Below are 23,321 nucleotides of genomic sequence, written 5' to 3' on the forward strand. Positions count from 1 at the left end.
CCTCATGGAAGACAAGCTGACGAATGCCCAGATCGCGTGGCGTGCCGCGCAGGATCTCGAAGACGGCTCCTATGTGAACCTTGGCATCGGCTTTCCCGAAATGATCGCCACCTTCCAACCCGAAGGGCGCGACGTAACCTATCACACCGAAAACGGCGTGCTGGGCTTTGGCAAAGCGCCCAAGGAGGGCGAAGAGGATTGGGACCTGATCAACGCGGGCAAGAAAGCGATCATGCTGAAGCCCGGGGCCTCGTTCTTCCATCATGCCGACAGTTTCTCGATGGTGCGTGGCGGGCACCTCGACCTGGCCGTTCTCGGGGCCTACCAGGTTGCACAGAACGGCGATCTGGCGAACTGGCGGGTCGGCTCCAAGGGGGTTCCCGCCGTGGGCGGTGCGATGGACCTGGTCCATGGGGCCAAGGCCGTTGCGGTGGTCACCGATCACGTGACCAAGGATGGCCAGCCCAAGCTGGTCGAAGCCTGCACCTTCCCTTTGACGGGGGTTGGCTGTGTGACCCGCGTTTATACGTCCCTGGCGGTTCTCGACATCGAGGATGGCAAGTTCAACCTGCGTGAGAAACTGCCCGCCATTTCGATGGAAGAACTCCAGGCCGTTACCGGCGCCACATTGCACACCGATGGCCCCGTCGGCGACCTGATCGTACCGGAGGATATCTGATGACCGAAGTTTATATCTGCGACTATATCCGCACGCCCATCGGGCGCTATGGCGGCGCGCTGTCCTCCGTCCGACCCGATGACCTGGGTGCGATTCCGCTCAAGGCCCTGGCCGAACGTAACCCCGGTATGGACCTCGCCGCCATCGACGAGGTGATCTTCGGCTGCGCCAACCAGGCCGGCGAAGATAACCGCAATGTCGCGCGCATGTCGCTCTTGCTGGCCGGATATCCTGAAACGGTGCCGGGCACGACGATGAACAGGCTCTGCGGATCAGGCATGGATGCCATCATCACGGCAGCCCGCGCCATCAAGTCGGGCGAAGCCGGGCTGATTGTGGCAGGCGGGGTGGAATCCATGTCGCGCGCGCCCTTCGTGATGCCGAAAGCCGACACCGCCTTTTCGCGCGCCAACGCCGTTTACGACACCACCATCGGCTGGCGTTTCGTCAACAAGCTGATGCAGAAGCAATACGGCGTGGATTCGATGCCCGAAACCGCCGAGAATGTGGCAGAGGATTTCGACATCAACCGGCCCGATCAGGATGCCTTCGCCCTGCGTTCGCAGCAAAAGGCAGGTGAGGCGATGGAAAACGGGCGACTCGCACGCGAGATCGTTCCCGTCACGATCCCCCAGCGCAAGGGCGACCCGCTGATCGTGGAGCAGGACGAACATCCCCGCCCCTCGACCACATTGGAGGGGCTGCAAAAGCTCAAAACCTTCGTCAAGGCCGATGGAACCGTGACCGCGGGGAACTCCTCGGGCGTCAACGACGGGGCAGCCGCACTTATCCTTGCCACGAAGGAGGCCGCGGAAAAGCACGGGCTGACCCCCATCGCGCGGGTTCTGGGCGGTGCCACTGCCGGGGTCGCGCCGCGCATCATGGGCTTCGGCCCTGCCCCGGCCTCGCAAAAGCTGATGGAGCGCCTAGGCCTGACCCAGAAGGATTTCGCGGTGATCGAACTGAACGAGGCTTTCGCCTCGCAGGGGCTGGCCACGTTGCGCGATCTGGGCATTGCCGACGATGACGCCCGGGTGAACCGCAACGGCGGGGCCATTGCTCTTGGCCATCCGCTGGGTATGTCCGGCGCCCGGATCACCGGCACCGCCATGCTGGATCTGAAACCCGGCGAAAAATCCCTTTCGACCATGTGCATCGGCGTCGGCCAGGGGATTGCCATCGCCCTCGAAGCGGTCTGATCACGCGTCGCGGGCCATTTCCCCGGCTCGCCTGTGCAGCAGCCTCGCCAGTAAATCGGCGGGGCTGTTTTCGTTGAAGGCGAACTTGCGTGTGATCCCGACCGCGCCCGACATATAACCCGATTTCAGGTTCACCTCGGCAAGGGTGCCCCGCTGCAACTCGCGTTCGACCACCCCGCGCGAGATGAACCACAGCATGTCGGATCGTTCGATCAGGGAGAGGGCAACCGGCAGGGCAACCGTTTCGAAGGCAGGCACGAGGCCGCTCAGCCCCTGCGCGGCCAGATATTGATCCACGGTCTGGCGAATGATCGCCCCGGGGTTGGGGGCAATCAGCGGATACATCGCCAGCGCCTCTGGCGCAGGCAGGGCCAGTGCCGGGTGATCCGCCCGCGCCACCAAAAGCACCGGTTCGTCGTAAAGATGCTCGAAGGACAGGCCGGGCATATCCTTGGCCGATGGCATCCGCCCGACCATCAGGTCGATCCCGCCCGAGCGCAGCATGTCGAGCAAATAGCGATTCGGCCCGGTGATGATCCCGATCCGCGCTTGCTGCTGCGTGCGATGATAATCCAGCGCGACAGACGGGAAAAATCCGCCCGCAACGGTAGGCAGCACCCCGACCTTGACCAGCCCCGGCGCGGCTTTGCCCGACAGATCGCGCACCCCCGCTTCGAGGCTTTGCACCGCAACCAGCGCATGGGCGCGAAAGCCCTCCCCCGCCGGGGTCAGGACCGCGCGCCTGCCGGTCCGCTCAAACAATGCTGTGCCTAAAAAGGTCTCAAGCTCGCCAATGGTCTTGGACAATGCGGGCTGCGAAACATTGCGCGCCCGCGCTGCGGCCGAGATCGTGCCATTCTGCGCGACCGCCAGAAACGCCTCGATATGGCGGAGTTTCAAACCGGGTGGTATATTCATTTGGTTATACTTTTGACGCAAGATTGTATTTTTTCAAGGGAAAATATTATGCAAAGGTCTGAGTCAGGAGGTACCAATGCAAGCAATCACACGCGACTGGGGCATAATGCACGTCGATCACCGGGCTGGCAGCGGTGTGCCGTTGGTCTTTGTCAACTCTCTCGGCACGGATTTGCGGATGTGGGACGCGGTTATCGCGGCCCTGCCCGAGGACCGCGCCTGCCTTCGCATGGACAAACGCGGACATGGATTATCGGAAACCGCCCCACAGGGTTATGGGATTCCCGATCTGGCCGAAGATGTTCTGGCCGCGATGACCGGGACCGGGATAGACCGCGCGATCATCGTTGGCTGCTCGATCGGCGGGTTGATCGCGCAGCACGTCGCACTGATGGCACCCGAGCGCGTTGCCGGCCTTGTCCTGTCCAATACCGCCTCCATGCTGGGGGCCGCCGAAGGCTGGCACACGCGCATCCAAGCCGTTCGTGAAAATGGCATGGCGGCAATGGCGGAAGGCATCATGCCACGGTGGTTCGGACCCAAGATGCTTGCGGACAGGACCGCGCCCTTGTGGCGGACGCTTTTGGCACGAACCGATCAAGAGGGGTATATCGCCACCTGTGCCGCGATTGCCGGAACAGACATTACCGAGCGCTTGGGCGAAATCACTCAGTCCGCGCTCGTACTCGGCGGAAAGCACGATCTGGCCACCCCGCCCGACATGGTCGAAGCACTGGCCCGCGTGCTGCCGCGTGCCGATCTGGTCATGTTCGAAGACACCGGGCACCTGCCCGCGATCGAGGCGCCGGAAGCCTTTACCAGGGCATTGATGACATTTGTGGAAAGGATCAGCGCATGAGCCAAAAATTCGATCAGGGCATGAAGACCCGGCGCGAGGTTCTGGGCGATGCCCACGTGGACCGCGCCGAGGCGGCAAAAACCGAATTCGACCTGCCCTTTCAATCGCTCATCACCGAGAGCGCCTGGGGCACGGTATGGTCCTCGGATAAGATTTCGCGCCGGGAACGGTCGATGCTGACCATTGCGCTTCTGGCGGCGACGGGAAACTTCGAAGAAATCCCGATGCACATCCGCGCCACGCTGCGCACGGGTGCGTCGAAAGACGACATCGCGGAGGCCCTGCAGCATGTGGCGATATATGCGGGGGTACCGAAGGCGAACCACGCCCTGAAACTCGCCAAACAGACCTTTGCGGAAATGGAGGAACGTGAAAATGACTGACCGATTGAACGTGGATCAGGGACCGCTGATCCCCCGAAACCGCGCGATCCATCCCGACCCCTACAATCCGGGGTACAAGACCAGCGTTGCACGCTCGCCGAACCTGCCGCTTCTGTCGATGGAAAGCACCCCTTCGGAAGAGACCGGCCCGACCTTCGGGCATGGGAAGCTCGGCGCGCTCGACAACAACCTGATCCTGAACTGGACCAAGGGCAAGGCCCCAGCCGTGGGGGAGCGCATCCTGATGCACGGGCGGGTTCTGGACGAGATGGGCCGCCCCGTCCCCAATACGCTGATCGAGATCTGGCAGGCCAACGCGGGCGGTCGTTACCGTCACAAGAAGGATACCTATTTCGCACCGCTCGATCCGAATTTCGGCGGCTGCGGGCGGACCATCACCGACGAGAACGGGTATTACGAATTCCTGACCGTGCGCCCCGGCGCTTATCCCTGGCCCAACCGCGGCAATGACTGGCGGCCCATGCATATCCATGTGTCCGTCTATGGCCACAGCTTCGGTCAGCGCCTGATCACCCAGATGTATTTCGAGGGTGACCCGCTGATCAACCATTGCCCGATCGCCGCGACGATCAAGGAGCGCAGCCAGCTCGACCGCCTGGTCGCGCCACTCGATTTCTCGAAGTCGCGCCCGCTCGATTTCCTTGCCTATAAATTCGACATCGTTCTGCGCGGGCGCCGCCAGACCATGTTCGAGAACAAGCTGGAGGGTATGTAATCATGGTCCAGAAACTCGACACTCTGCAAGAAAGCCCGTCGCAAACAGCGGGTCCTTATGTCCACATCGGATTGATGCCAACCTACGCCGGGAATGCCGGGTATTACGACGAAGAGATCGGCACCACCCCCTTCATCGACGAAAGCAAGGCACAAGGCGAGATCATCGAGATCGTTGGCTCCGTGTACGATGGCACCGGCTGGGCGATGCGCGATGCCCTGATCGAAAGCTGGCAATGCGACGCAAGCGGCATCTTCCCGGGGGCCGAGGGCGCCGATCCGGCCGTTACCGGCCATTGCCGCTTTGCCGCCGATGCGGAAACCGGTGAATTCACGCTGCGCACCGTGAAGCCCGGCCCCTACAAGGGCCGTGGCGGGGTAGACAGCGCGCCGCATATCTCGCTTTGGGTGGTGTCCCGCGGAATCAACATCGGTCTCAATACCCGGATCTATTTCGAGGATGAAGACAATGAAAACGATCCGCTTCTGAACCGGGTCGAACAGCGCCCGCGCGTGGACACGCTTATCGCCAAGAAAACCGGCGAGGGGAAATATCGCTTCGATATCCGCCTTCAGGGCGAGGGCGAAACGGTTTTCCTCGATATTTGAGCCGAAACAAGTCATTCAAAAGGGGCGGCAACGACCGCCCTTTTTGCCTTTCAGCGAGGACGTAGCCCGATGAACATCTCGGTTTTCGATCACCCTTGGCTTTCCGGTCTTTTCGGCGATGCGGAGATGGCCGGGATTCTTTCCGCCGAACGGCAAATGTCGCATATGCTCGCCTTCGAAGCGGCATGGTCACGCGCCTGCGGCAAGGCCGGATTGTTCGACACGGCAAAGGCGGAAGAGGCCGCGCGGGCGATCGAGACCGCAACGATCGACTTTGCCGATATCGCCACAGGCATGGGGCAAGATGGCGTACCGATCCCGCGTCTTGTGAAACAATTGAAGGCGATTGCACCCGCCGACGCCGTACACAAGGGTGCCACGTCGCAGGATGTCGTGGATACCGCGATGGTCCTTGCACTGCGCGAGGCATCCATCCTGATCGAGGGCCGCTTGAAAACCCTTGAAACAGAATTCGAAGCCCTCGAAAAGCGGTTCGGTGACGTCCCCCTCATGGGCCGCACGCGGATGCAGGCAGCCACGCAAATCACCGTTCGGGACCGTCTGCTTGCCTGGCGCTTACCACTGTCCGATCATCTCACGGCCATCGGCCAAAAGCGTGCGACTATCGAAAAGGTGCAGATCGGCGGGGCTTCGGGCGACCGCAAGGCCCTTGGCGACAAGGCCGGGATGGTCGTGGACGAAGTGGCGAAAACCCTTGGCCTTGCCCCGACGCAAAAGAGTTGGCAGACCATGCGCCACGGCATCGCGGATTATGCCTCCTGTCTCTCATTGATTTCGGGAACTCTCGGAAAGTTCGGGCAGGACGTCGCATTGATGACCCAGCAAGGCCTCGAAGACATCACCCTGTCTGGCGGTGGCGGGTCTTCGGCCATGCCGCACAAGCAAAACCCGGTTTCCGCCGAACTGCTCATCACCCTGGCACGCTTCAACGCCACGCAGGTCTCGGCCATGCATCATGCCTTGATCCATGAACAGGAACGCTCGGGCGCGGCCTGGTCTCTTGAATGGATGGTGCTACCGCAAATGCTGATGGCCACGGGCAAGGCCTTGGATGTCGGGTGCGCCCTTTGCAAATCCATTACGGGGCTTGGCAAGGCTTAAAGTGTTTCGCCCTTGGCCCGGCACATCGGCGAAAGGCGAAACGCATTAGTGCGACATGAATACCGGCACCTTCGTCGACCGGATCACCTCGTGGGTCACGCCGCCGAAAAGGTCCTGTGAAAACTTGCTGTGTTCATAGGCACCCATGATAATCAGCTTGGCATCCAGTTCCGCGGCTGTTTCCTGAATGGTACTGGCGATGCTTTTCCCGGATCTCGCCCGCTCTATGTGTTTGGCGTGAACTCCATGGCGCTCCAGATGCGTCAGGATATCGTTCCCTTCCGGCATGTCAGGCAGGCCGCCACCGACGGTCACGATAGAGACCTTGCGCGGCTTTTCCTCCAGAATATACATGGCGTCGTTGAGGGCCCGGGCCGCCGAACGCTTGCCATCCCACGCGACAAGAGCATGGGCCGCAGGTTTATCGGCTTCGTATTCATCGGGCACAACCAGGACCGGGCGACCGCTTTCAAGTGCCATCAGGTCCGGGCTTACGGCGCGAAATTCGTCTGACGGCAACTTGGGCTGATAGCCCGTTACGATAAAATCGAAGTTGCGGGCGACCTGTGTAATGCTGAGCTTTCCGATCTCATCGGGCATCAGGAAACGGGCGCGATCACCAAGACCCGCAGCCGCCGTCACTTCCATGAACAATTCCCGCGATGCCGCGATTTTCTCACGTCTCACGTGCCCGAGCTTTTCAAGCAATTCTTCGGTCAGCCCCAGCACTTGTTCGAAGTACGAGGTCGAACTGCCATAAACTCCGGTCAACCATGCCTCGTGGGTTGCGGCAATTCTTGCCGCATGCCGCAAACTGTTGGGAAAACCAGAACTGCCGGAATGTGCAAGCAGGATGTTTTTTATACTCATTTTCGCCTCGCAGTTCGATCTTTCCAAATCCGATTACCAGACTTATACTTAGATGTCTATGGTTGTGAATTTGGGATCGCCGGGGTTATCGGTGCAACCTTTGGCCGAATGGCCATGATCCTCGCCTATTCCGGAATGCCCGAGGTCGGCAAACATATGGCATGGTGATCGGCGCAGCCTTTGCCGCGACCCCACGGAATACCCCGATGAACGCGGCCTTTCATGGGGACAGGACATCATGCGCGGCCCGGCAAGACCAGGCCGCGCAATTATTGCATCAGCCCTGCTTGCGGGCTTCAAGCTTCCACTCGGACATTACCGGATCGAGGTTGAACAGCTTTTGCGCGTTCCCACCGAGAATGTTCCGTTTTGCCGTTTCATCAAGGAACGGAATGTCGTGGATCGTGCTGGGCAGGTCCATATCCCAGTGCGGATAGTCGGACGAGTACAGCAATTGCGACTCCGCGTTCATCATCTTGAACGTGACTTCCAGGGCTTCCTTGTTGTCCACCAGTTCGATCGGCTGAGAAGAATAGAACATCTCGCGCATGTAATCGCTCGGCTTCTTCTTGAGAAGCGGCGCGTCCGAGGTGCGCATCATGTATTCATTGTCCAAACGCTGCATCAGGAACGGAACCCAGGCAAGGCCGCTTTCGATCCACATGGTGTTCAGCTTCGGGAACCGCTCGGGCATACCGTTCAGAACCCAGTTCGTCATGTGGATGATGTTACAGAAGCTGAACCCGAGGGCATGAACCGAAATGAACTTGTTCAGCTGCGCCAGGGACGTATCTGCCCAGTGATAGGCCGCGTGGAAACCAAGCGGCATACCGTGTTCTTCCAGCTTGGCATAGATGCGCATGTTCACACTGTCATGCACCGGTCGCTTGAGGTAGCCCGTCGACAGGAAGCCGACGACGCCTTTTTTCTCGGCGAACTCGTCAATCATCTTTTCCGCTTCATGCGGTTCGTTCATCGGAAGATAGACCATCGACACGATGCGCTTGTCTTCTTCCAGGATACGTTCGCACAGCCAGCGGTTATAAGCCCGCGCCATCGCCACCTCGACCTCGACTTGCGGATGGGTTGCAAGCAGCAGCATCGGGGTCGGGAAAAGGCAGGCCATGTCGACCCCCATCGCGTCCATCCAGCGCCGGGTCAGCGTGATGTCGCGATGCGGTTTCTCGGGGACCACTTCCTTGTTACGACCGGCATAGCGCGTCACGCGCCCGGCCATGTCCTGAGAGCCGATTGCCTGCGGGATCAGGCCGGCACGCCCCACGTTCCCCGCCGACAGACCGAGATGCCGCATGACCGGGTCATCCATGTACTGCAGGATTTCGGGCAGGGCCTCGGTTTCATAGTGGTGGCTGTCCACGTCGCAAATGAAGAAATCCTTGTAGTTCCGGTCTTCTGCCTGTTTGCGCGCGTTTTTCAGAAGTTTGGTGGTATTGAACTCCTTGATCGCCGGATCATTATCCGTGCTGAAGTTCATCGTATTCCCAGTAAGAGACATATTATCTCGCTCCCTTGATCGTTATTGTTTCAGCGTCTGCCACATACCGAGTTCGAATACCGCCACATCGGCAGCATCGAGAATCCCGGTTGCGGCAACTGCAACATCCGTCGCTGAAACGTTGTTGTTGTCTGGAAAGGCAGGGAACTCCTTGTCGCTTTCCCGATACTTGGCAAACGCGGTCACAACCTCGGCGAACACCGCCTGGAATTGTGCCGGGTTCAACCCGCTGGTTTCCGGCTCGCGCAGGGCTTGCAAAACGGCGTTAACCGATGCGTCCAACCCGGTGGCTTCAGCAGTCATTTTCTCAAATTTCGACATAGACCTCTCCATCCCGTTCGGTCACCTTGTATCGCTTGAGGCGAATTTTCGGATCGCCCACGGCTTCTCCGGTTTCCATTTTGAATTCCCAGCCGTGCCAGGGGCACACGAAGTGCATCTCGCTTTCGTCGAAGTTCTGTTGGAGCGCGCGCTGCTGGTCGTCGAATTCGACACAAACCCGGGGCATCCTCAGGCCTTCGCAAACTGGTCCGCCCTGGTGAGGGCATACGTTCTTGTATGCGACGACATCCCCGTTGTGACGTATAATGCCGATCTCAACTCCGTCGACCTCGCAGATTTTCACGGTCGTATCGCTGAGGTCGGACGAAGCACATAATAGTTTTTCCGGCATAAAAGCTCCTCCGTTTATTGCCTGGCTTGGTCATACCAATTGGTAAGATTGTCTTACTATAAGATATGCTCTAGAATTGTCAATAAAATAAGAAATCTAATCTAAGGCATTACGATATCGGCTTGAATCACTCCCCTTCCCGCAAACGCGGTCTCGGAGCATCGCTTCGTCTGTCCCACCATCTCTATGGCAAGCTGTTGCAGAAACAGCTGATCGATTCTGATCTGAGCATGGCGCAGTACATCCACCTCAGAAGCCTGCGGGAGGAAGGCGCGCTCAGCCAATCCGAGCTTTCAGCGATTCTCGGTATTGAAAAGGCTTCTTCCACGCGCGTTCTGGACGAGCTTGAGCAGCGGCAGCTGATCCTGCGTGAACGTAACCGCGAAGACAGGCGCGTGGTCGTTGTCAGCCTCTCCGATCAAGGCCGGAAAAAGATTGACCAGGCCATGAAAGCGGCGCGCACTGCGGCTGATCGTGCGTCAAGGGGCTTCGAAGAAGATGAGCTTTTGCAGCTTTTTGCCGCGATGGACAAACTGATCGGGAATCTCTCCTCCTGACGCGGACAGGTCCGATCATGCAAGGCCCGGTGCGACGGCCAACAGAACAACCCCGGAACCGGCAAGAGTCGCGGCAATATAGAATTTCCGCCCCGGGCGCCGTTCGGTCTTGAAGACATGCCCGGCCAACCATGCCGCGAAAAACATTTCGACCGACGATATGATCGCCACCACGGTGACACTGGTAAACATCAGCGAAAAGAACAGGGCAACTTGCCCAATGGTCATGGCCCCACCCGCAAGCAATTGCCAGCCACTTGGCCTTTCAATCCGCAATGGGGCCACGGAGCCATTGCGCAGACGCACCCCCGCGGAGGCAGCGAACCACAGCAATCCGGTCATTGCACCGATGAAAACACCGGCAAGCGGATCGGGCAGGGTCTGCATCGCCAGCTTCCGGGAAACGAACGATGCCCCGTATCCCGCCGCCGAACTAAAGGCCATGACGCGGCCCTTGTTCTTTTCCTTCGGCGCGAAATCCCCCACGGCCATGGCCGTGGCTGTTTTAAGGTTTGTGCGCGTCATCATGATCAGCACCCCGCCCGTCACGAGAAGGAAGGCGATCACGATTGTCGGCGTGATGAGTTCACCGAGGAACAAGAATGCAAAGACCGCGGCAAAGACGGGAATCAATCGCCGGATGAATCCCGTTTCGATGGCCCCGGCCAATTCGACGGACCGGAAAAGAGTGAGCCGGCCGAGTACATTGCCCAGCAACCCCGCAACAACGAAATAAACGATGCCGATCAGGACGGCGTTGCCATAGACAGGCAGTTCCGGCCCCAGCAGCAGCCAAAGCACGCCGGAGGCCACGGCCGTCATGAGAACGGAAATGAACACATCATTTCCGCGGCCCTGGGCGGACTGGGAACTTTTGGCAATGGCGACCGAACCCAGCGCATAACAAAATGCGCCGAGCATGGCGAGAAGGCCGCCAAAGCCAGCGGTCATCGGGAATGTTCCGACAGCACGAAGCTACCTGGCATCAGCAACAAGCTGCTCAAGGAAGCGGTCAGAGGACATGACCTCGCGCATCGGCAGCTTTTCTTGCGTCTCCATGAGTTCGGTCGAGAAGGTCAGGCCTTGCCCATCCCAGAACCACCAATAGATGATTTCGCCTTTCTTTCCCCGAATAGGCATTCTGAATGTCGGGAATTTCCGTTCCCCACGCGGGATTTCGACATTCTCGACACGGGAATGCTTCAACCCGAGTTTCTTCAGAACGCCCGATAGCGGAACCATCGCCATGGGGGACTCTTCGGTTGCCAGGACAGTGACATTCTCGGGTCGGCTTTTGTACGGACCCGAGAGAAATTTGACCACCGGCGGATAGCTCGGGTGGGTATGCGTCAACTGAACATAGGCCAGCCCCTTGGGCGTTTCGACCTCGACAATATCGCCGGGCTGATACTCTTCCATTTTAACACTCCTGTTAAAGGCTGTAGGCTTCCAAAGTCGATGGGTGGAATAATTCCTCGATTCCGACACGGCGCGGCGAAAGGCCCTGGCTCGCGTGGTAATCAAGGAACTTGTCCAGCACATGGGCGTTCGCGCCAACCCCGTAACTCCACGGGTCATCCCCCATCAGGGTGTGAACCCGGTTGAGGGTATCCTCGACAAACGGCATCGTGACCTTGGTGGCCGACGTGTCTGACAGCGCCTCTTCGGCCAGCCGCTTTGACTGAGTAAACGCCTTGAGCAACGCAGCGGGCAGGAAAGGATATTCCTCGGCAAGGCTTCGGCGGACACCCAGAACATGCATGATCGGGAAAATCTTGGTCCGCTCGAAATAATCCTCCGCGGCAGAGATGCTGTCGGAAAACAGCCGCCCGACATGCGGGTGCCCCTCGGCGAAGCAACGCGGCCAGCGCGGACCGACAAAGCCGTCGATCTCACCGGCTGCCAGCATCCCGTTCAGGGTGCTGCCTTCGGGGGCCTCTTCCATCGTGATGTCGTCCGGCAACTGAACCTTGATCTTCTCCGGCCGGCCCGGTGTATCCATACCGCCCCGCACCCAGACGATATCCGAAGATTTCACGCCGTATTCCTCTTCCAGAATACCGCGCACCCAGACATTGGCGGAAAGCTGATACTCGGCGATACCGATGCGCTTGCCCTTCAGATCCTCGGGCTTCTCAATGCCCTTGTCCGTGCGGATATAAACCGACGTGTGCCGGAACGCACGGCTCAGGAAAACCGGGATGGCCACATAATGCGGATCACCGCGGGCAACCGAGATCGAATAGGACGACAGCGAAAGCTCGCTGATATCAAAGGCTTGATGCCGGAAAGCCCGGAAGAACATTTCTTCCGGCGACAACAGCATCGGAATGGGATCGACCCCGTCGATCTGTACCCGTCCATCCACGATTGCCCGTGTCCGGTCGTAGTTTCCCATTGCAAGTGATAGATTTAGATTGCTCATTGCGTCCCCTCCCTGTGTTTTGTTCTGTACTGCCGCTGTAGCTCGACCGGCTGGCCGGTGTCAGCGGACTGCAAGATCGCATGGCAGACCTCAAGGCTCGCAAGGCCCCACTCCCCTGTCTGGACAGGGGGCTCATCCTCACGAACTGCGGCCACCAGTGCATCGATAACGGTCCTGCGCGGCGCAGGACCGAATTTCGCTTCGATAAAGCTGCGTTCGGTATCCCCGAACACCTCGATACCGTCCGGCGTGAGTTTCAGGTCGGCACGATCGCAAAGTGCGATGACCGGCCCGAAATGTTCATTGTGTTTGGCGTCGACCGTCTTGCCGCCGCCGAAAGTCCGCGTCGTCTTGAGCCGGGCTTCCTCCTCGGGGTCGAGGTCCATCAGGGCGCGGCGCGCCCCGCCATAGGCACCGGGCTGTTTCCGCTGCCCCAGCTCTCCGACGTCGTTCATCCAGATATCGCTGTCGAAATGGGCGTACCCCGAATAGGTCAGGTTGGCGATACAGCCCGTCTCAAAGTTCATGAGCGCGGTAAACGCACCCTCTGTCGGGCGTTTCGGGTCCCATGCGCCGGTCATGGCATAGATATTCTTGGCCATGCCCCCCGCCAACCGGCGAACGACATCGATCTGGTGAATGGCCTGGCTGAAAAGAACGCCTCCGCCCTCTTCGGTGCGAAGCTCTTCGGGGCGCCGGGGGCGATACAGGAAATCCGTGTAGTTCAGCGCCTGGATCATCCGCAACTGACCGAACTCACCGCTTTCGATCAACTGCGCGGCAAGGTCCACGGGCGGATCGAAGCTGTGGCTCGGGCCAACGATCATATGCACCCCGGCCTCGCGGACAGCCGCAACCATCTTGTCGGCATCTTCCATCGAGATCGCCAGGGGCTTTTCGACAAGAATATGCTTACCGGCACGCGCCGCTGCCAGAACATGATCGACATGCATCTGGTGCGGGGTCGCGATATAGATCGCCTCGACCGAGGGATCGGCGCAGAGGTCTTCGATAGCCGCATACCCCGTGCCGCCGTATTCCTTTTCAAAGGCGTTACGGCTTTCTTCCCTGGGGGCGGCGGCGGCGGTCAGCTTCACGCGGGAATCGGCGTCGAAAGTCGGCACCATGAGCATGAACGCACGCCCAAGTCCCGCAACGCCGAGGCGAACGGGATCAGAGGTCAAGAACAAGCCTCCCCGACTTGGCCCGCGACACACAGATCATGATGTGATCGCCCTTTTCCTCTTCCATCAGAACCATGTCGCGATGATCGGCCTCACCGCTCAACAGGCGGGTCTTGCAGGTGCCGCAAGTGCCGCTCTCACACGAGCTTGACGTGGCATGGCCCGCATCTCGCAGCGCTTCGAGAATCGAGCGATCCTCCGGAACCGTCACCACCTCACCGCTTTTCTTCAGTTCCACTTCAAAGGCCGTATCGTCTTCGCGCACCACATCGACGGGTTTGAAATCCTCGAAGTGAATGCGTCCTTCCGGCCAGTGTCCGGACACGGCCTTGATCTCTTCCATCAAGGGCTTGGGGCCACAGCAAAAGACATGCGTTGCCCGCGGCGTCACCAGATCGTCCCAGAAGTCATAAACAGCATTCGGATCACCATTGTCATGGTGGACGATGATACGCCCGTCGAAATCCTTCATCAGCTCATCCAGATAGGCCGACTCTTCTGCACTGCGGCTCACGTAGATGATCCGCAGCATCTTGCCTTTCTTATCGAGGAACCGCGCCATCGAATAGATCGGCGTGATACCGATGCCACCGGCGATCAGCAGGTATTTCTGCACATCGGTCAGCGGGAAATCGTTCTCGGGCACCTCGATTGTAAGTTCGGTCCCGACAGTCGCATCATCATGCATCGACGCGGACCCGCCTCGCGATTCCGGCTCACGCTTGATGGCCACGACATATTCCTTGGGGTCCTCGCCGTCATTGACAAGCGAGTAGCGGCGCATCGCGCCCGAAGGCGTTTCGACAGTGACATGCGCACCGGGATCGAAACTTGGCAGTTTGTCGTCGCCGACCGGCGCCAAAGTGAATTCTACGATACTCGGAGTCAAATCGCGCCTGTTTTCGACGCGCATTCTGATCTGCTCCATGAAGTCCTCCCGGTCTGTTCGCGATGTGAAATAATTAGATAGCTAAGTTCGTGATGTCAACCGCTCGCCGCGGCGGCTTCGGGGCGGGTATGCCCGCATTTCATTCATTCCGTTCGGGCGTTTAGCCGGGGCCCGCCACCCCTGTTTTCATTGCTGCGATATGCTGCGCGCCCAGGTCCCGTACCGATTGGCAGCCGACGAAAATCATCGTTCTGCGCAATTCATCCTCCAGAATCGAAAGCGCTTGCGCAACACCCTCGCGGCCATGCGCCGCCAGGCCGTAAAGTGGTGCCCGGCCAAGCAGAACGCCATGCGCCCCCAAGGCCAGCGCCTTGACGGTATCGCTACCCCGGCGGATTCCGCCGTCCAGCAGGATTTTCGCGTCCTTGTCCAGTTGCCCGGCGATATCCCCGATCACATCGATAGTCGCCGGCGCACCGTCGAGTTGCCGGCCTCCGTGGTTCGACACGATGACACCATCGGCCCCTTCCTGCCGGGCGCGCAGGGCGTCCTCGGCACACATGATTCCCTTGATCAGAAGCGGCCCGTTCCACTGCTTGCGGATGCGCCGGACATCCTCCCAGGAAAAATGCGGATTGCGCTGAGAGCGGGTGAAATCTGCCAGTTCCTTGTCGCTGGCTCTCTCCCCAAGGAAAGCCACGAGGTTTTGCAATCGTGGCCTGTTATTGCTGAGCCAGACGGATTTCAGCCATCCGGGGTGCATCAACCCATCAAGAACGATGGGCGCACTCATGGTGATCTCATGCGCGAACCCGTGCCGCAAATCCCGCTCGCGCTTCCCCCCGACCAGCGAATCGACCGTAATGATCAATGCCGAATAGCCAGCCTCGGAGGCGCGGTCGATCAGCGCCCGGGAAAAGGCCTCCTTCCCCCATGGGTAAAGCTGGAACCAAAGTGGCCCGCCCGACCGTTGTGCGATCTCTTCCATTGAAGAGTTGGAGGCCGTCGAAACGGCAAAACCGATGCCTGCATCTTCGGCAGCACCGGCCAGATGCAAATCGCCTTTCGGCCAGTAAATCCCGTTCAAACCCGTCGGGCCGATCATGAAAGGCGATGCGAACTTCTGGCCGAACAGGTCGATTGAAAGATCAACCGTGCCACCTTTCAGGATTCTGGGCGTGAGCCGGATATCCTCGTAAGCTTGGCGGTTTCTGCGAAGGGTCACTTCGTCTTCCGCCCCTCCATCAAGAAAATCGAACACGACGCGCGGCAGCCGCCGCCGGGCCCGGCGGCGCAAGTCGTCGATGTTAACGGTTCGGGTCATCTTGCTCGTCGGTGTCCTGCGATACGCCTCTGCCCCCGTCAGGGACAGGGCGTTTTCCACAAGCGGCAAACAGCCATCCCCCCGTGTCAGGCAGGCTGACACCTACAAAACGATCCGCCCAAGACCATGCTCGGTTTCGGGCGGATCAGGGAGGATAAATGTAGACCGGCTTATTCTGCCGCTGCGGTTTTACCCGAGGTATCGACGAGGGTGCGCCAATCGGTCTCTTTCGGATAAACACCCTCATGAGAGGCGATCACGCCCTGCGGGATATCGGAATCGGTGCCGATGGCCCGACCGCCTTCTGCAACCTTCTTGGCCGCATCGGCCATCAGCCGCCGGAACTCGACGATTGCCAGGTCAGAGGCCCCGAGAACGTCAGTGTGACGCTGAACCCGGCTTCCCATCGAAACCCACATCACGATATCTTCGTTCGGGATGCCATCCACACCAGTGAAGTGACCTTCCTTCATTCTCTCGCGGTCCTGCAGGAAGTCGTTCTCCAGCGTCCGGACCGGACGCCACTTGTCATCCAGATCTTCCCCCGGCACAGCAAAGGTAAACTTGCGCCATTCCTCGGTCGAAGGAACGTTCGGACCACCGAAGGCAAGGAAGTGGAAGGCCGTTTCATCATCGTTAATCGGCACGATAACGCTTGCCACCCGGTAATTGTTGTTGGGCGGAATCAGCGAATAATAAGGCGCGATGAATTCGGTGATGCGCAAATAGTTATGGGTCTGCGCATTCTTGATCGGCTTGCGAATCGCCGCGTAGTGGAAACCGTAACTCGTGGTTTCGGTCTGCATGCGGGGCGATTTGTCGGTCGACGGACGGTACCACGATTTTTCGTCGGCCGCGGCCCCTTCCACCCGGGCAGGAACCATGGTGGAGGAATGGAGCGACGACGAATGCGCGCTGTCGATCTGACCTTCGTGGATCTGTGCCCAGTTGGCAGGCACCCGAATCTTCAGGATCGCAACCGGCGTATCCTCGGTCGGCGCGAAGGCGGGCGGCTGGAACTCCGGCATGTCTTCTTTTTCACCAAGCCAAGCCCAGACGAATCCGCCCCACTCACGCACCGGGTAGGACCGGTGCTTGACCTTGTCCATCAGGGGGCTGCCTTCGGGCTCGGACGACATGGCAACGACGTTACCGTCAACGTCCATCTTCCAGCCGTGATAAAGGCAGCGCAGGCCGCATTCCTCATTCCGGCCATAGACCAGCGATGCCTTACGGTGCGGGCAAAGCTCATCCAGCAAACCCAGACGCCCCTTCGAATCGCGGAACGCCACGTAACTTTCACCAAGAACCTCAACACGAAGCGGCTTGCCGTCGGGTTCTTCGACTTCTTCCATCAGGCACACGGGTGTCCAGTGCTGACGCATCAACTTGGCCATCGGGGCATCCCCGGTCACGCGGGTCAGCAGTTCATTCTCTTCAGGTGTAAGCATTAGATCTCCTCCACGGACTGCCGCATTAAAGCTAAATGCGCGGCTTATGTTTCCTGTATTATTCTTAGCTTTCTAAGTTTAGTCTGTCAACGGGCTGTCCCATATTTTTCACCAGTCTGTTACCGGGTCTCGAACCCCTGATATTTCAAGGTATTAAGCACGCCAGCCCCGGCCTTCCCCTGTCCATACCAACAGGTTCTCAAGGCAGCACCGGAGGCCCCAAAAGCATCATACCAGACCACTTAAGACCCCACATGCCGCCTGCACGTTCCGGGTTTACACCTTTCTAACGGGCGAACCAGAATTGCATTTTCCGCGCCAGGAACGGCATCACGTACCGGCCATTGAGACCCGTCAAAACAAGCGCCACCAGGAACAGCGATACCGGCACGGGCAGGCCTTCCGTCACCGGCCTCAAGGCGTAAAAGATCATGATCAGCAAGGGATAGACACCCAGCATACTGACCGCCCAACGCTTCCAGAAAGCAGGCTCTTTCTGGCTTCCTGCAGGTGGCGCAACCGCCACGGTATCACAACGAATCTCTGCCGCGGACCCGTTCAGCCGCTGCTTGATTTCCCGGTTGATCATCTCGGGCAGGTCCTTGTCGTTCGATGCCAGTTGGTCATCGAATTTAAAGGAAAGCGTAAACTCACCCCGGGTCCGGTCCTGTTCCTGCAAATCATTTTCCGGCACACCCTCCACCGCAATAAAACTGGCGGTGATATCGTGAATTGCCTGCGTTACATCTGTGGCATGTTCAGGCGGCGCGCTTACGGTAAACATCAGGCCCGAAGTCTTGTTTTCTGGCGGGGACGACTGACCCGTCTTGAAAGTTGTCATGAGTAGGTCACCTATTGGTTTCAACGAGCCCCTGCATGCCGGTTCAGCAACTCGTAATTCTTCAAAACAGCAAGTGACCACCCCGTAAGGTGGTCACTTTCGGTATCGCATTCAGTGTATATCGGAAGGCTATACCTTGTTTACCCGTCCCTCGCTTGCGGTGAACACGATCTGGCGCGCGATCAACCCGACAATCAGCAGGATGCACAAGCTGGCCACCAGAAGGTACGGGCTTACCGCCCCCACTGCCGCAAGTGGCAGAACAACCCTTTCCCAGCCCTGCAATTGGGTTTTGATCAACCCCTCCATGGAGGCGGCAATCGCGATTGCACCGGCAAATGCACCGACCACGGCGATAGCATTGGCCAGGGCGCCAAGTTCCAGAAGGATACCCGGGTTCCAGACAAAGGCGAAGGGCAGCAGGAAGCCGACGATCGCAAGCCTGACAGCCGAGAACGCGATCTTGAACGGGTCTTCATCGGCAATCGCGGATGCCGCTATGGCCGCCACCGCAATCGGAGGCGTCAAGGCTGACAGAATCGCGTAGTAAAGCAGGAACATCTGGCTGGGCAGCACCGGGAAGCCGAGTTTTGCAAGCGCCGGCCCGACAAGTACAGCCGCAAGGATATAGGCACTCGGGGTCGGCATACCCAGCCCCAGGATGATCGTCACGATCGCGGCGATAACCAGCGTCAGGAACGGTTCGGCATTACTGATGTTCAGAATGACATTCGCCGATTTCATCCCGAGACCGGTCATCGACAACCCGCCAATCACCAGGCCCGCCGCAGCACATGCCCCGGCCACCGGCAGGATCTGCAACGTGGTTGTCCCGAAACCTTCCACCATCTGCCACAGCGAAAGCCGCGTTTCTTTCAGGATCATCGACGCAAGGACCGTCACAAGAACCCCGACACCCGCCGTAAAGGTCGGCGAATAACCAAGGACAAGTGCCGTGACGATGCCGATGATCGGCAACAGGAACACCCAGCCGGTCCTGAAGGTTTCCTTGGCGCTCGGAACCTCTTCTTCCGAAGGGCGAAGGTCATATTTCACCGAACGCAGGTGAACCTGGGCGAAGACACCCGTGTAGTACAACAAGGCGGGAACAAGCGCGGCCAGCACGATCGAGTTGTACGAAATACCCGAATACTCCGCCATGATGAACGCCGCCGACCCCATGATCGGGGGCATCGCGCTGCCGCCGGTGGAGGCCGCGACCTCAACCGCCCCCGCGAAACGGGCACGATACCCAAGCCGCTTCATGACGGGGATCGTGATCGACCCGGTCGCGACGACATCGGACGTGGGGCTACCGGACATCGTGCCGTACAAACCCGACGAGATGATGGCGATCTTGGCAGGGCCACCCCGCGCGCGCCCGGTAATCAGGGCCGCAAGGTTAAAGAAGAAGTCACCGCCGCCCGCTTTTGCCAGGAACGTCCCGAACATCACGAACAGGAACACGTAGCTGGCCACAACCTGGATCGGAACGCCGAACAGCCCATCGGTTGTAAACACCAGGATATCCAGCAGGTAACTGAACTCGCTGACCCGATGCCCGAACGGCGGCGGCAACAGGTAGCCGAAAAGATTGTAGATCAGGAAAAGCATGACAACGCCCGTAAGCCCAAGGCCAGTGGTCCGTCGCGTCGCCTCGATGGTCAGGAACAGAAGTGCCGACCCAAAGAACATCTGGTCAGCGGTGAACGTGTCCAGAAGACTGATCCGGTCCGCAATCGCATCCGACGTCATGTAGAAATAAACGCCGCACGCAAGACTGAGAGCCGTCAGGAACCAATCGTAAAATGGAATCCGGTCTGGCGCCCTGGAGGTCGCCCCAATCGCCATGAAGAGAATAGTGAATATTCCCGAGATGAACAAAATACCCTGGATCAGGGGGTCCGCGATAACGAACAGGTTCGAATGGACCACCCATATCGCGAAAGCTGCCGACAGCACCATGACGACGGTTCGCATGGTCGGCTCCAGCTTTCTGCGACGGCCAGTTTCTGTAAGTGAAGGGAATTTCATGCCAGCACCGTTTCACGTGTTGTTGGTTTGAATTTGAATTGCGGATGCGCGGCACGTCCGCCTGTAGCGACACAGGGGCAGCCCGCAAATATTGTATCCGGCGACGGATGCGAAACCGGCGCGCTGTTCTCGCGCGCCGGTGAAGTTACTCGTACAGGACTTTACTCGATCAACCCGAGTTCCTTGTAGGCGCGCTCTGCACCGGGATGGAACGGAAGCGTCGTCTGCGACACCAGAAGCTCGGGCGTCAACTCCTGCATCGCGTTGTGTACACCGCGGATCTCGTCGATGTTCGACGCGATACCCTTGGCAAGGGTATATCCGGTTTCCTCCGGCAGCGCATCCGAGGTGACGACCATCGCGCCCAATGCGAGCGTCACGATATCTTCGGCCTGGTTGGAATAGCTTCCGCCAGGAATCGTGTAGTCGCGCGTACCGAACCGCTCATTGGTCTTTTCGATGATCTCCTGCGGCACACTCAGCAGCACCACATCATTGCTTTTATCAACCTTGCGGAAAGACGAATGCCCGACGAAAATACCGTTGATCACCATGTCGGTACGACCATCCGTGATCAGGTCGGCCTGCTGCGACGACCCGCCGCGAACCAGAACCCCGCCATTGGCTTCGATCGTGGCCTCGTCAAACCCGGCTTCGTCAAGCATGAAGGTCGTGATATTCGCGGTGATGTTGCCCCGGTTGTTGTTTGCAACGCGGATCGCCACACCCGATTCGGCCAGATCGTCGATACTGTCGATTCCGTGTTCGTCGGCGATGGATTTCCTCAGGAAAAAGTGCATCGGCGCCCAGTTATACATATACCCGATGGCCTGAAGATTCTCGATCGGTGCATTGAACGGCTCATCCCCGGCAAGGGCGATCTTCAACTCGGCATCATGCGCCAGCCCAAGGTCCGTCCGGCCCGCAGCCAGCAAACCGATATTCGCGAACCCGCCGCCAGTTGCCTGATATGTCACGACACTGCTGGAATCGTCTGCCTTCACAGCCCGGTCGACACCGGCCCCCAGAAGCGACCACAGACCCGATGGGTTCCCGCCGGACAGCGTCACGTTGATGCTCTCCGCCATTGCGCCGCTTCCAAGCACGCACAGACCCACAGCCGCAGCAACGGCCCTAAAACTCTTGTTCATTGTTTCCTCCCTTATGACAGTCATAGACATCTAATTTTAGATATCTATCAAATACACCTTTAATGGATAGAAAACCCTCCGTCAACTGCGATCCAAGGCAACAATCAAAGGCAAATTACCCCTGAATTTACAAAACTTTACGCAATCGCCCCGACCGAAAAGAGGCTGCCATGACCACACATATTCATAGTACAGCAGCCAAAAGCACCTCAATTTATCATATCACAGGATGGGGGTATTCGGGTGCAAAAGGTCGGGCCGCCTGCGCCAATGCCCTGGGCAGCACCCGGCACCGTGCCTGATATCGCCCGGGCGATCCCCTCTTGGCGCAGCAGTTCTCAAAGCCCCTCGAAGGCTTGGGCAAAAAAGCCATCAGCCCCAACAGGCATGGCACGATGGCGCGCCTGACAGCATCGGAACGCATGGAACCGCGGACAACACCCCGGCCCCTCTCGCCTGCCTTCGAATATCTTAAGACGCCGGGGTGCCCTTGGTCGGCGGCACACGAATGCCGCGGGACGCGGCGTTTCGCTCATCTTCGTCAAGATTCCGAATCATCAGGGTCAGGGCTTTCCTCAGAACATTCTGCTCGTTCTCCGAAAGGCCCGAAAGCGCCATGTCGTTGGCTTCAAGCGCAAGCGGCTCAAGCAGATCGCGAAGCCTTTGGCCCTTCGCGGTCAGGAAGGCGTGCTGCCGGCGCTTGTTGCCCTCCACGTTGCGCCGAACGATATAGCCCAGTTCCTCCATTCGGATAAGCGCAGTATGCGCTGTCGGTTCCGTAAGATGCGCCCTGTCGCTCAACTCACGTTGCGACAACCCATCTTCCTGCCAAAGGATACGAAGGAATATCCATTGGCCGAACGTGACATTTTCCGTTTGCAACCGAAGCTGAAGCGCACGGTTGAATCCGCGTGCCGCAAGGCGGACAAGCCGCGCGATACGCTCATTGCTCGGATCGCCGGCGCAACCCGCCGGTTTGGTATCTATCGTTTCACTCATCGCCTGACTAGACCAGTATAATTTCCACTTGCCAAGCGTCCGTTAGACGCACGGAGGTTTCCAACACGAAAAATTATCTCTGGCTGTCCGGCTCGATGCAACCCTTCGCAAGGCGGTCACTCTCGCACCTTCAATCGAGGTGGGTCAAGAGCGAAGACAAAGGTGCCTGCCGTTTCTGCTCCGGATGGCAGGCACCTTGGGTCCCGTTACCTGTCTTTTCCTACTTTACGTTTTTTCTGAGTTTGTCTTGCCATGTTTTCTGGATTTCCGGGCCGGTGGCTTTTGCAGACTGCATGGCACTATCCGGCTTCCCTTTCGCCTCCAAAGCAAAAACGAGATAACGTAGGGCATCTTCATCGCCGTTTCGCGCAGCCGTGATAACCGCGTCAGAGCGGGTCTGATCAGCGGCACGCCATTTTCGAAAGGCAGCATTGGGTTGATTGGCCGCCATGTCTTCCCCACCCTTCTCAACCAGGCGACGGACAAGTGCCATTATCTGAGATGTCGAAGTGTGCAGTTTCGGAATAGCCTCGTCGAGAATGATCTGAACATCGAAGAAGCGCGAACCAGAAAGGTTATCCAAGAGGTCTTCATCATCAGTTGTGATCAAGGCCTCGTCGCTGTAGGCGCTCTGGACCCATTGATTTCAGACGCTCTGCGTGATTCACGGCACCGAAAACGGAGCGGTGACATGTCTGATCCCTTCTGGCTGAGCGACGCGCAGATGGCGCGTCTTTCCCCTTACTTCCCCAAGTCGCACGGCAAACCTCGTGTCGACGACAGACGCGTCTTGAGTGGTATTATCTTTATCAATCGCAATGGGTTACGCTGGCGGGATGCGCCAAAGGAATACGGCCCTCACAAGACATGGTATGATTGCGGCGGTCGCTCTCCGGGGGCGAA

Annotated in this window: 26 protein-coding genes; 9 read left to right on the forward strand and 17 right to left on the reverse strand. The window is 58.8% G+C overall.

Annotation, left to right across the window (positions count from 1 at the left end):
• Nucleotides 1-4: 4 nt before the first annotated feature.
• Nucleotides 5-679 (forward strand): 3-oxoacid CoA-transferase subunit B, encoded by a 675-nt coding sequence (locus tag ATO3_RS26800; protein WP_198963360.1) that lies wholly within the window; start codon nucleotides 5-7, stop codon nucleotides 677-679.
• Nucleotides 679-1,878, forward strand: a complete 1,200-nt coding sequence (gene pcaF / locus ATO3_RS26805) for a 3-oxoadipyl-CoA thiolase (protein ID WP_088652858.1) — start codon at nucleotides 679-681, stop codon at nucleotides 1,876-1,878. The genes ATO3_RS26800 and pcaF overlap by 1 nt, the downstream gene beginning before the upstream one ends.
• Here pcaF and ATO3_RS26810 read toward each other — a convergent pair whose 3' ends face one another.
• Nucleotides 1,879-2,817, reverse strand: a complete 939-nt coding sequence (locus tag ATO3_RS26810) for a LysR substrate-binding domain-containing protein (protein WP_143747396.1) — start codon at nucleotides 2,815-2,817, stop codon at nucleotides 1,879-1,881.
• A 55-nt stretch (nucleotides 2,818-2,872) separates the two neighbouring features.
• Between ATO3_RS26810 and pcaD the strand changes: the two genes are divergently transcribed.
• The 5 genes from pcaD to ATO3_RS26835 all read left to right on the forward strand — a co-directional run bounded on the left by pcaD (nucleotide 2,873) and on the right by ATO3_RS26835 (nucleotide 6,504).
• Nucleotides 2,873-3,655, forward strand: coding sequence for a 3-oxoadipate enol-lactonase (gene pcaD, locus ATO3_RS26815; RefSeq protein ID WP_088652860.1), 783 nt, complete (start codon nucleotides 2,873-2,875; stop codon nucleotides 3,653-3,655).
• Nucleotides 3,652-4,038 carry a 4-carboxymuconolactone decarboxylase gene (gene pcaC / locus ATO3_RS26820; RefSeq protein WP_088652861.1) on the forward strand — a complete coding sequence of 129 codons (387 nt, stop codon included), beginning with the start codon at nucleotides 3,652-3,654 and terminating at the stop codon, nucleotides 4,036-4,038. Before pcaD ends, pcaC begins: the two co-directional genes overlap by 4 nt.
• Entirely contained in the window at nucleotides 4,031-4,774 is a 744-nt protein-coding gene (gene pcaH / locus ATO3_RS26825; protein WP_088652862.1) for a protocatechuate 3,4-dioxygenase subunit beta, read from the forward strand. The genes pcaC and pcaH overlap by 8 nt, the downstream gene beginning before the upstream one ends.
• A 2-nt stretch (nucleotides 4,775-4,776) precedes the next feature.
• Entirely contained in the window at nucleotides 4,777-5,382 is a 606-nt protein-coding gene (gene pcaG, locus ATO3_RS26830; RefSeq protein ID WP_088652863.1) for a protocatechuate 3,4-dioxygenase subunit alpha, read from the forward strand.
• Between the two features lie 69 nt (nucleotides 5,383-5,451).
• Nucleotides 5,452-6,504, forward strand: coding sequence for a 3-carboxy-cis,cis-muconate cycloisomerase (locus ATO3_RS26835; RefSeq protein WP_088652864.1), 1,053 nt, complete (start codon nucleotides 5,452-5,454; stop codon nucleotides 6,502-6,504).
• 45 nt (nucleotides 6,505-6,549) lie between these two features.
• Here the strand turns inward: ATO3_RS26835 and ATO3_RS29385 are convergent, their stop codons facing one another.
• From ATO3_RS29385 to ATO3_RS26855, 4 genes are all read right to left on the reverse strand, one after another.
• Nucleotides 6,550-7,374 (reverse strand): universal stress protein, encoded by an 825-nt coding sequence (locus ATO3_RS29385; RefSeq protein ID WP_233152336.1) that lies wholly within the window; start codon nucleotides 7,372-7,374, stop codon nucleotides 6,550-6,552.
• 277 nt (nucleotides 7,375-7,651) lie between these two features.
• Nucleotides 7,652-8,869: an amidohydrolase family protein gene (locus ATO3_RS26845; protein ID WP_233152337.1), complete on the reverse strand. Its 1,218-nt coding sequence runs from the start codon at nucleotides 8,867-8,869 to the stop codon at nucleotides 7,652-7,654.
• A gap of 42 nt (nucleotides 8,870-8,911) precedes the next feature.
• Nucleotides 8,912-9,211 carry a hypothetical protein gene (locus tag ATO3_RS26850; RefSeq protein WP_088652866.1) on the reverse strand — a complete coding sequence of 100 codons (300 nt, stop codon included), beginning with the start codon at nucleotides 9,209-9,211 and terminating at the stop codon, nucleotides 8,912-8,914.
• Nucleotides 9,198-9,563 carry a Rieske (2Fe-2S) protein gene (locus ATO3_RS26855; protein WP_088652867.1) on the reverse strand — a complete coding sequence of 122 codons (366 nt, stop codon included), beginning with the start codon at nucleotides 9,561-9,563 and terminating at the stop codon, nucleotides 9,198-9,200. The genes ATO3_RS26850 and ATO3_RS26855 overlap by 14 nt, the downstream gene beginning before the upstream one ends.
• A gap of 122 nt (nucleotides 9,564-9,685) precedes the next feature.
• Here ATO3_RS26855 and ATO3_RS26860 point away from each other — a divergent pair, with 122 nt between their 5' ends.
• Complete coding sequence (locus ATO3_RS26860; protein WP_233152338.1) at nucleotides 9,686-10,120, forward strand: MarR family winged helix-turn-helix transcriptional regulator; 435 nt, start codon at nucleotides 9,686-9,688, stop codon at nucleotides 10,118-10,120.
• Between the two features lie 15 nt (nucleotides 10,121-10,135).
• Here ATO3_RS26860 and ATO3_RS26865 read toward each other — a convergent pair whose 3' ends face one another.
• The 12 genes from ATO3_RS26865 to ATO3_RS28675 all read right to left on the reverse strand — a co-directional run bounded on the left by ATO3_RS26865 (nucleotide 10,136) and on the right by ATO3_RS28675 (nucleotide 23,028).
• On the reverse strand, nucleotides 10,136-11,071 hold the full coding sequence (locus tag ATO3_RS26865; RefSeq protein ID WP_088652868.1) for a DMT family transporter: 936 nt from the start codon (nucleotides 11,069-11,071) through the stop codon (nucleotides 10,136-10,138).
• Between the two features lie 24 nt (nucleotides 11,072-11,095).
• Entirely contained in the window at nucleotides 11,096-11,539 is a 444-nt protein-coding gene (locus ATO3_RS26870) for a hypothetical protein (protein WP_036562700.1), read from the reverse strand.
• 13 nt (nucleotides 11,540-11,552) lie between these two features.
• The gene (locus ATO3_RS26875; RefSeq protein WP_233152339.1) at nucleotides 11,553-12,545 is read right to left on the reverse strand and encodes an ABC transporter substrate-binding protein; all 993 of its coding nucleotides are present in this window, start codon (nucleotides 12,543-12,545) and stop codon (nucleotides 11,553-11,555) included.
• Nucleotides 12,542-13,729 carry a Gfo/Idh/MocA family protein gene (locus tag ATO3_RS26880; protein WP_081894009.1) on the reverse strand — a complete coding sequence of 396 codons (1,188 nt, stop codon included), beginning with the start codon at nucleotides 13,727-13,729 and terminating at the stop codon, nucleotides 12,542-12,544. The genes ATO3_RS26875 and ATO3_RS26880 overlap by 4 nt, the downstream gene beginning before the upstream one ends.
• Nucleotides 13,719-14,657 (reverse strand): PDR/VanB family oxidoreductase, encoded by a 939-nt coding sequence (locus ATO3_RS26885; protein ID WP_036562705.1) that lies wholly within the window; start codon nucleotides 14,655-14,657, stop codon nucleotides 13,719-13,721. Before ATO3_RS26885 ends, ATO3_RS26880 begins: the two co-directional genes overlap by 11 nt.
• Nucleotides 14,658-14,778: 121 nt before the next feature.
• Entirely contained in the window at nucleotides 14,779-15,942 is a 1,164-nt protein-coding gene (locus ATO3_RS26890; protein WP_036562707.1) for an alpha-hydroxy acid oxidase, read from the reverse strand.
• Nucleotides 15,943-16,112: 170 nt separating this feature from the next.
• Nucleotides 16,113-17,393 (reverse strand): Rieske 2Fe-2S domain-containing protein, encoded by a 1,281-nt coding sequence (locus ATO3_RS26895; protein ID WP_036562709.1) that lies wholly within the window; start codon nucleotides 17,391-17,393, stop codon nucleotides 16,113-16,115.
• Between the two features lie 286 nt (nucleotides 17,394-17,679).
• Nucleotides 17,680-18,234 (reverse strand): hypothetical protein, encoded by a 555-nt coding sequence (locus ATO3_RS26900; protein ID WP_143747397.1) that lies wholly within the window; start codon nucleotides 18,232-18,234, stop codon nucleotides 17,680-17,682.
• Nucleotides 18,235-18,363: 129 nt separating this feature from the next.
• Nucleotides 18,364-20,214, reverse strand: a complete 1,851-nt coding sequence (locus tag ATO3_RS26905) for a TRAP transporter permease (RefSeq protein ID WP_036562713.1) — start codon at nucleotides 20,212-20,214, stop codon at nucleotides 18,364-18,366.
• Nucleotides 20,215-20,429: 215 nt separating this feature from the next.
• Nucleotides 20,430-21,419, reverse strand: coding sequence for a TAXI family TRAP transporter solute-binding subunit (locus tag ATO3_RS26910; protein WP_036562715.1), 990 nt, complete (start codon nucleotides 21,417-21,419; stop codon nucleotides 20,430-20,432).
• A gap of 471 nt (nucleotides 21,420-21,890) precedes the next feature.
• Nucleotides 21,891-22,418, reverse strand: a complete 528-nt coding sequence (locus ATO3_RS26915) for a MarR family winged helix-turn-helix transcriptional regulator (protein ID WP_233152340.1) — start codon at nucleotides 22,416-22,418, stop codon at nucleotides 21,891-21,893.
• Nucleotides 22,419-22,638: 220 nt separating this feature from the next.
• Nucleotides 22,639-23,028, reverse strand: coding sequence for a hypothetical protein (locus ATO3_RS28675; protein WP_036562717.1), 390 nt, complete (start codon nucleotides 23,026-23,028; stop codon nucleotides 22,639-22,641).
• Between the two features lie 81 nt (nucleotides 23,029-23,109).
• Here ATO3_RS28675 and ATO3_RS26920 point away from each other — a divergent pair.
• The coding region (locus tag ATO3_RS26920; protein ID WP_143747398.1) for a transposase at nucleotides 23,110-23,321 on the forward strand (212 nt) is incomplete at its 3' end.

Origin of the sequence: Marinibacterium profundimaris (assembly GCF_002210095.1) — a bacterium.
Classification (GTDB): Bacteria; Pseudomonadota; Alphaproteobacteria; order Rhodobacterales; family Rhodobacteraceae; genus Marinibacterium; species Marinibacterium profundimaris.

Excerpts from the sequence above, each read along its gene's own strand:
- ATO3_RS26845 (WP_233152337.1), bottom strand. The coding sequence starts at position 8,869 with ATGAACTTCAGCACGGATAATGATCCGGCGATCAAGGAGTTCAATACC.
- pcaC (WP_088652861.1), top strand. The coding sequence starts at position 3,652 with ATGAGCCAAAAATTCGATCAGGGCATGAAGACCCGGCGCGAGGTTCTG.
- ATO3_RS26890 (WP_036562707.1), bottom strand. The coding sequence starts at position 15,942 with ATGACCCGAACCGTTAACATCGACGACTTGCGCCGCCGGGCCCGGCGG.
- pcaH (WP_088652862.1), top strand. The coding sequence starts at position 4,031 with ATGACTGACCGATTGAACGTGGATCAGGGACCGCTGATCCCCCGAAAC.
- ATO3_RS26875 (WP_233152339.1), bottom strand. The coding sequence starts at position 12,545 with ATGAGCAATCTAAATCTATCACTTGCAATGGGAAACTACGACCGGACA.
- pcaG (WP_088652863.1), top strand. The coding sequence starts at position 4,777 with ATGGTCCAGAAACTCGACACTCTGCAAGAAAGCCCGTCGCAAACAGCG.
- ATO3_RS26915 (WP_233152340.1), bottom strand. The coding sequence starts at position 22,418 with ATGAGTGAAACGATAGATACCAAACCGGCGGGTTGCGCCGGCGATCCG.
- ATO3_RS26855 (WP_088652867.1), bottom strand. The coding sequence starts at position 9,563 with ATGCCGGAAAAACTATTATGTGCTTCGTCCGACCTCAGCGATACGACC.
- pcaF (WP_088652858.1), top strand. The coding sequence starts at position 679 with ATGACCGAAGTTTATATCTGCGACTATATCCGCACGCCCATCGGGCGC.
- ATO3_RS26905 (WP_036562713.1), bottom strand. The coding sequence starts at position 20,214 with ATGCGAACCGTCGTCATGGTGCTGTCGGCAGCTTTCGCGATATGGGTG.
- pcaD (WP_088652860.1), top strand. The coding sequence starts at position 2,873 with ATGCAAGCAATCACACGCGACTGGGGCATAATGCACGTCGATCACCGG.
- ATO3_RS26870 (WP_036562700.1), bottom strand. The coding sequence starts at position 11,539 with ATGGAAGAGTATCAGCCCGGCGATATTGTCGAGGTCGAAACGCCCAAG.
- ATO3_RS26910 (WP_036562715.1), bottom strand. The coding sequence starts at position 21,419 with ATGAACAAGAGTTTTAGGGCCGTTGCTGCGGCTGTGGGTCTGTGCGTG.
- ATO3_RS26850 (WP_088652866.1), bottom strand. The coding sequence starts at position 9,211 with ATGTCGAAATTTGAGAAAATGACTGCTGAAGCCACCGGGTTGGACGCA.
- ATO3_RS26895 (WP_036562709.1), bottom strand. The coding sequence starts at position 17,393 with ATGCTTACACCTGAAGAGAATGAACTGCTGACCCGCGTGACCGGGGAT.
- ATO3_RS26865 (WP_088652868.1), bottom strand. The coding sequence starts at position 11,071 with ATGACCGCTGGCTTTGGCGGCCTTCTCGCCATGCTCGGCGCATTTTGT.
- ATO3_RS26835 (WP_088652864.1), top strand. The coding sequence starts at position 5,452 with ATGAACATCTCGGTTTTCGATCACCCTTGGCTTTCCGGTCTTTTCGGC.
- ATO3_RS29385 (WP_233152336.1), bottom strand. The coding sequence starts at position 7,374 with ATGAGTATAAAAAACATCCTGCTTGCACATTCCGGCAGTTCTGGTTTT.
- ATO3_RS26800 (WP_198963360.1), top strand. The coding sequence starts at position 5 with ATGGAAGACAAGCTGACGAATGCCCAGATCGCGTGGCGTGCCGCGCAG.
- ATO3_RS26900 (WP_143747397.1), bottom strand. The coding sequence starts at position 18,234 with ATGACAACTTTCAAGACGGGTCAGTCGTCCCCGCCAGAAAACAAGACT.
- ATO3_RS26885 (WP_036562705.1), bottom strand. The coding sequence starts at position 14,657 with ATGGAGCAGATCAGAATGCGCGTCGAAAACAGGCGCGATTTGACTCCG.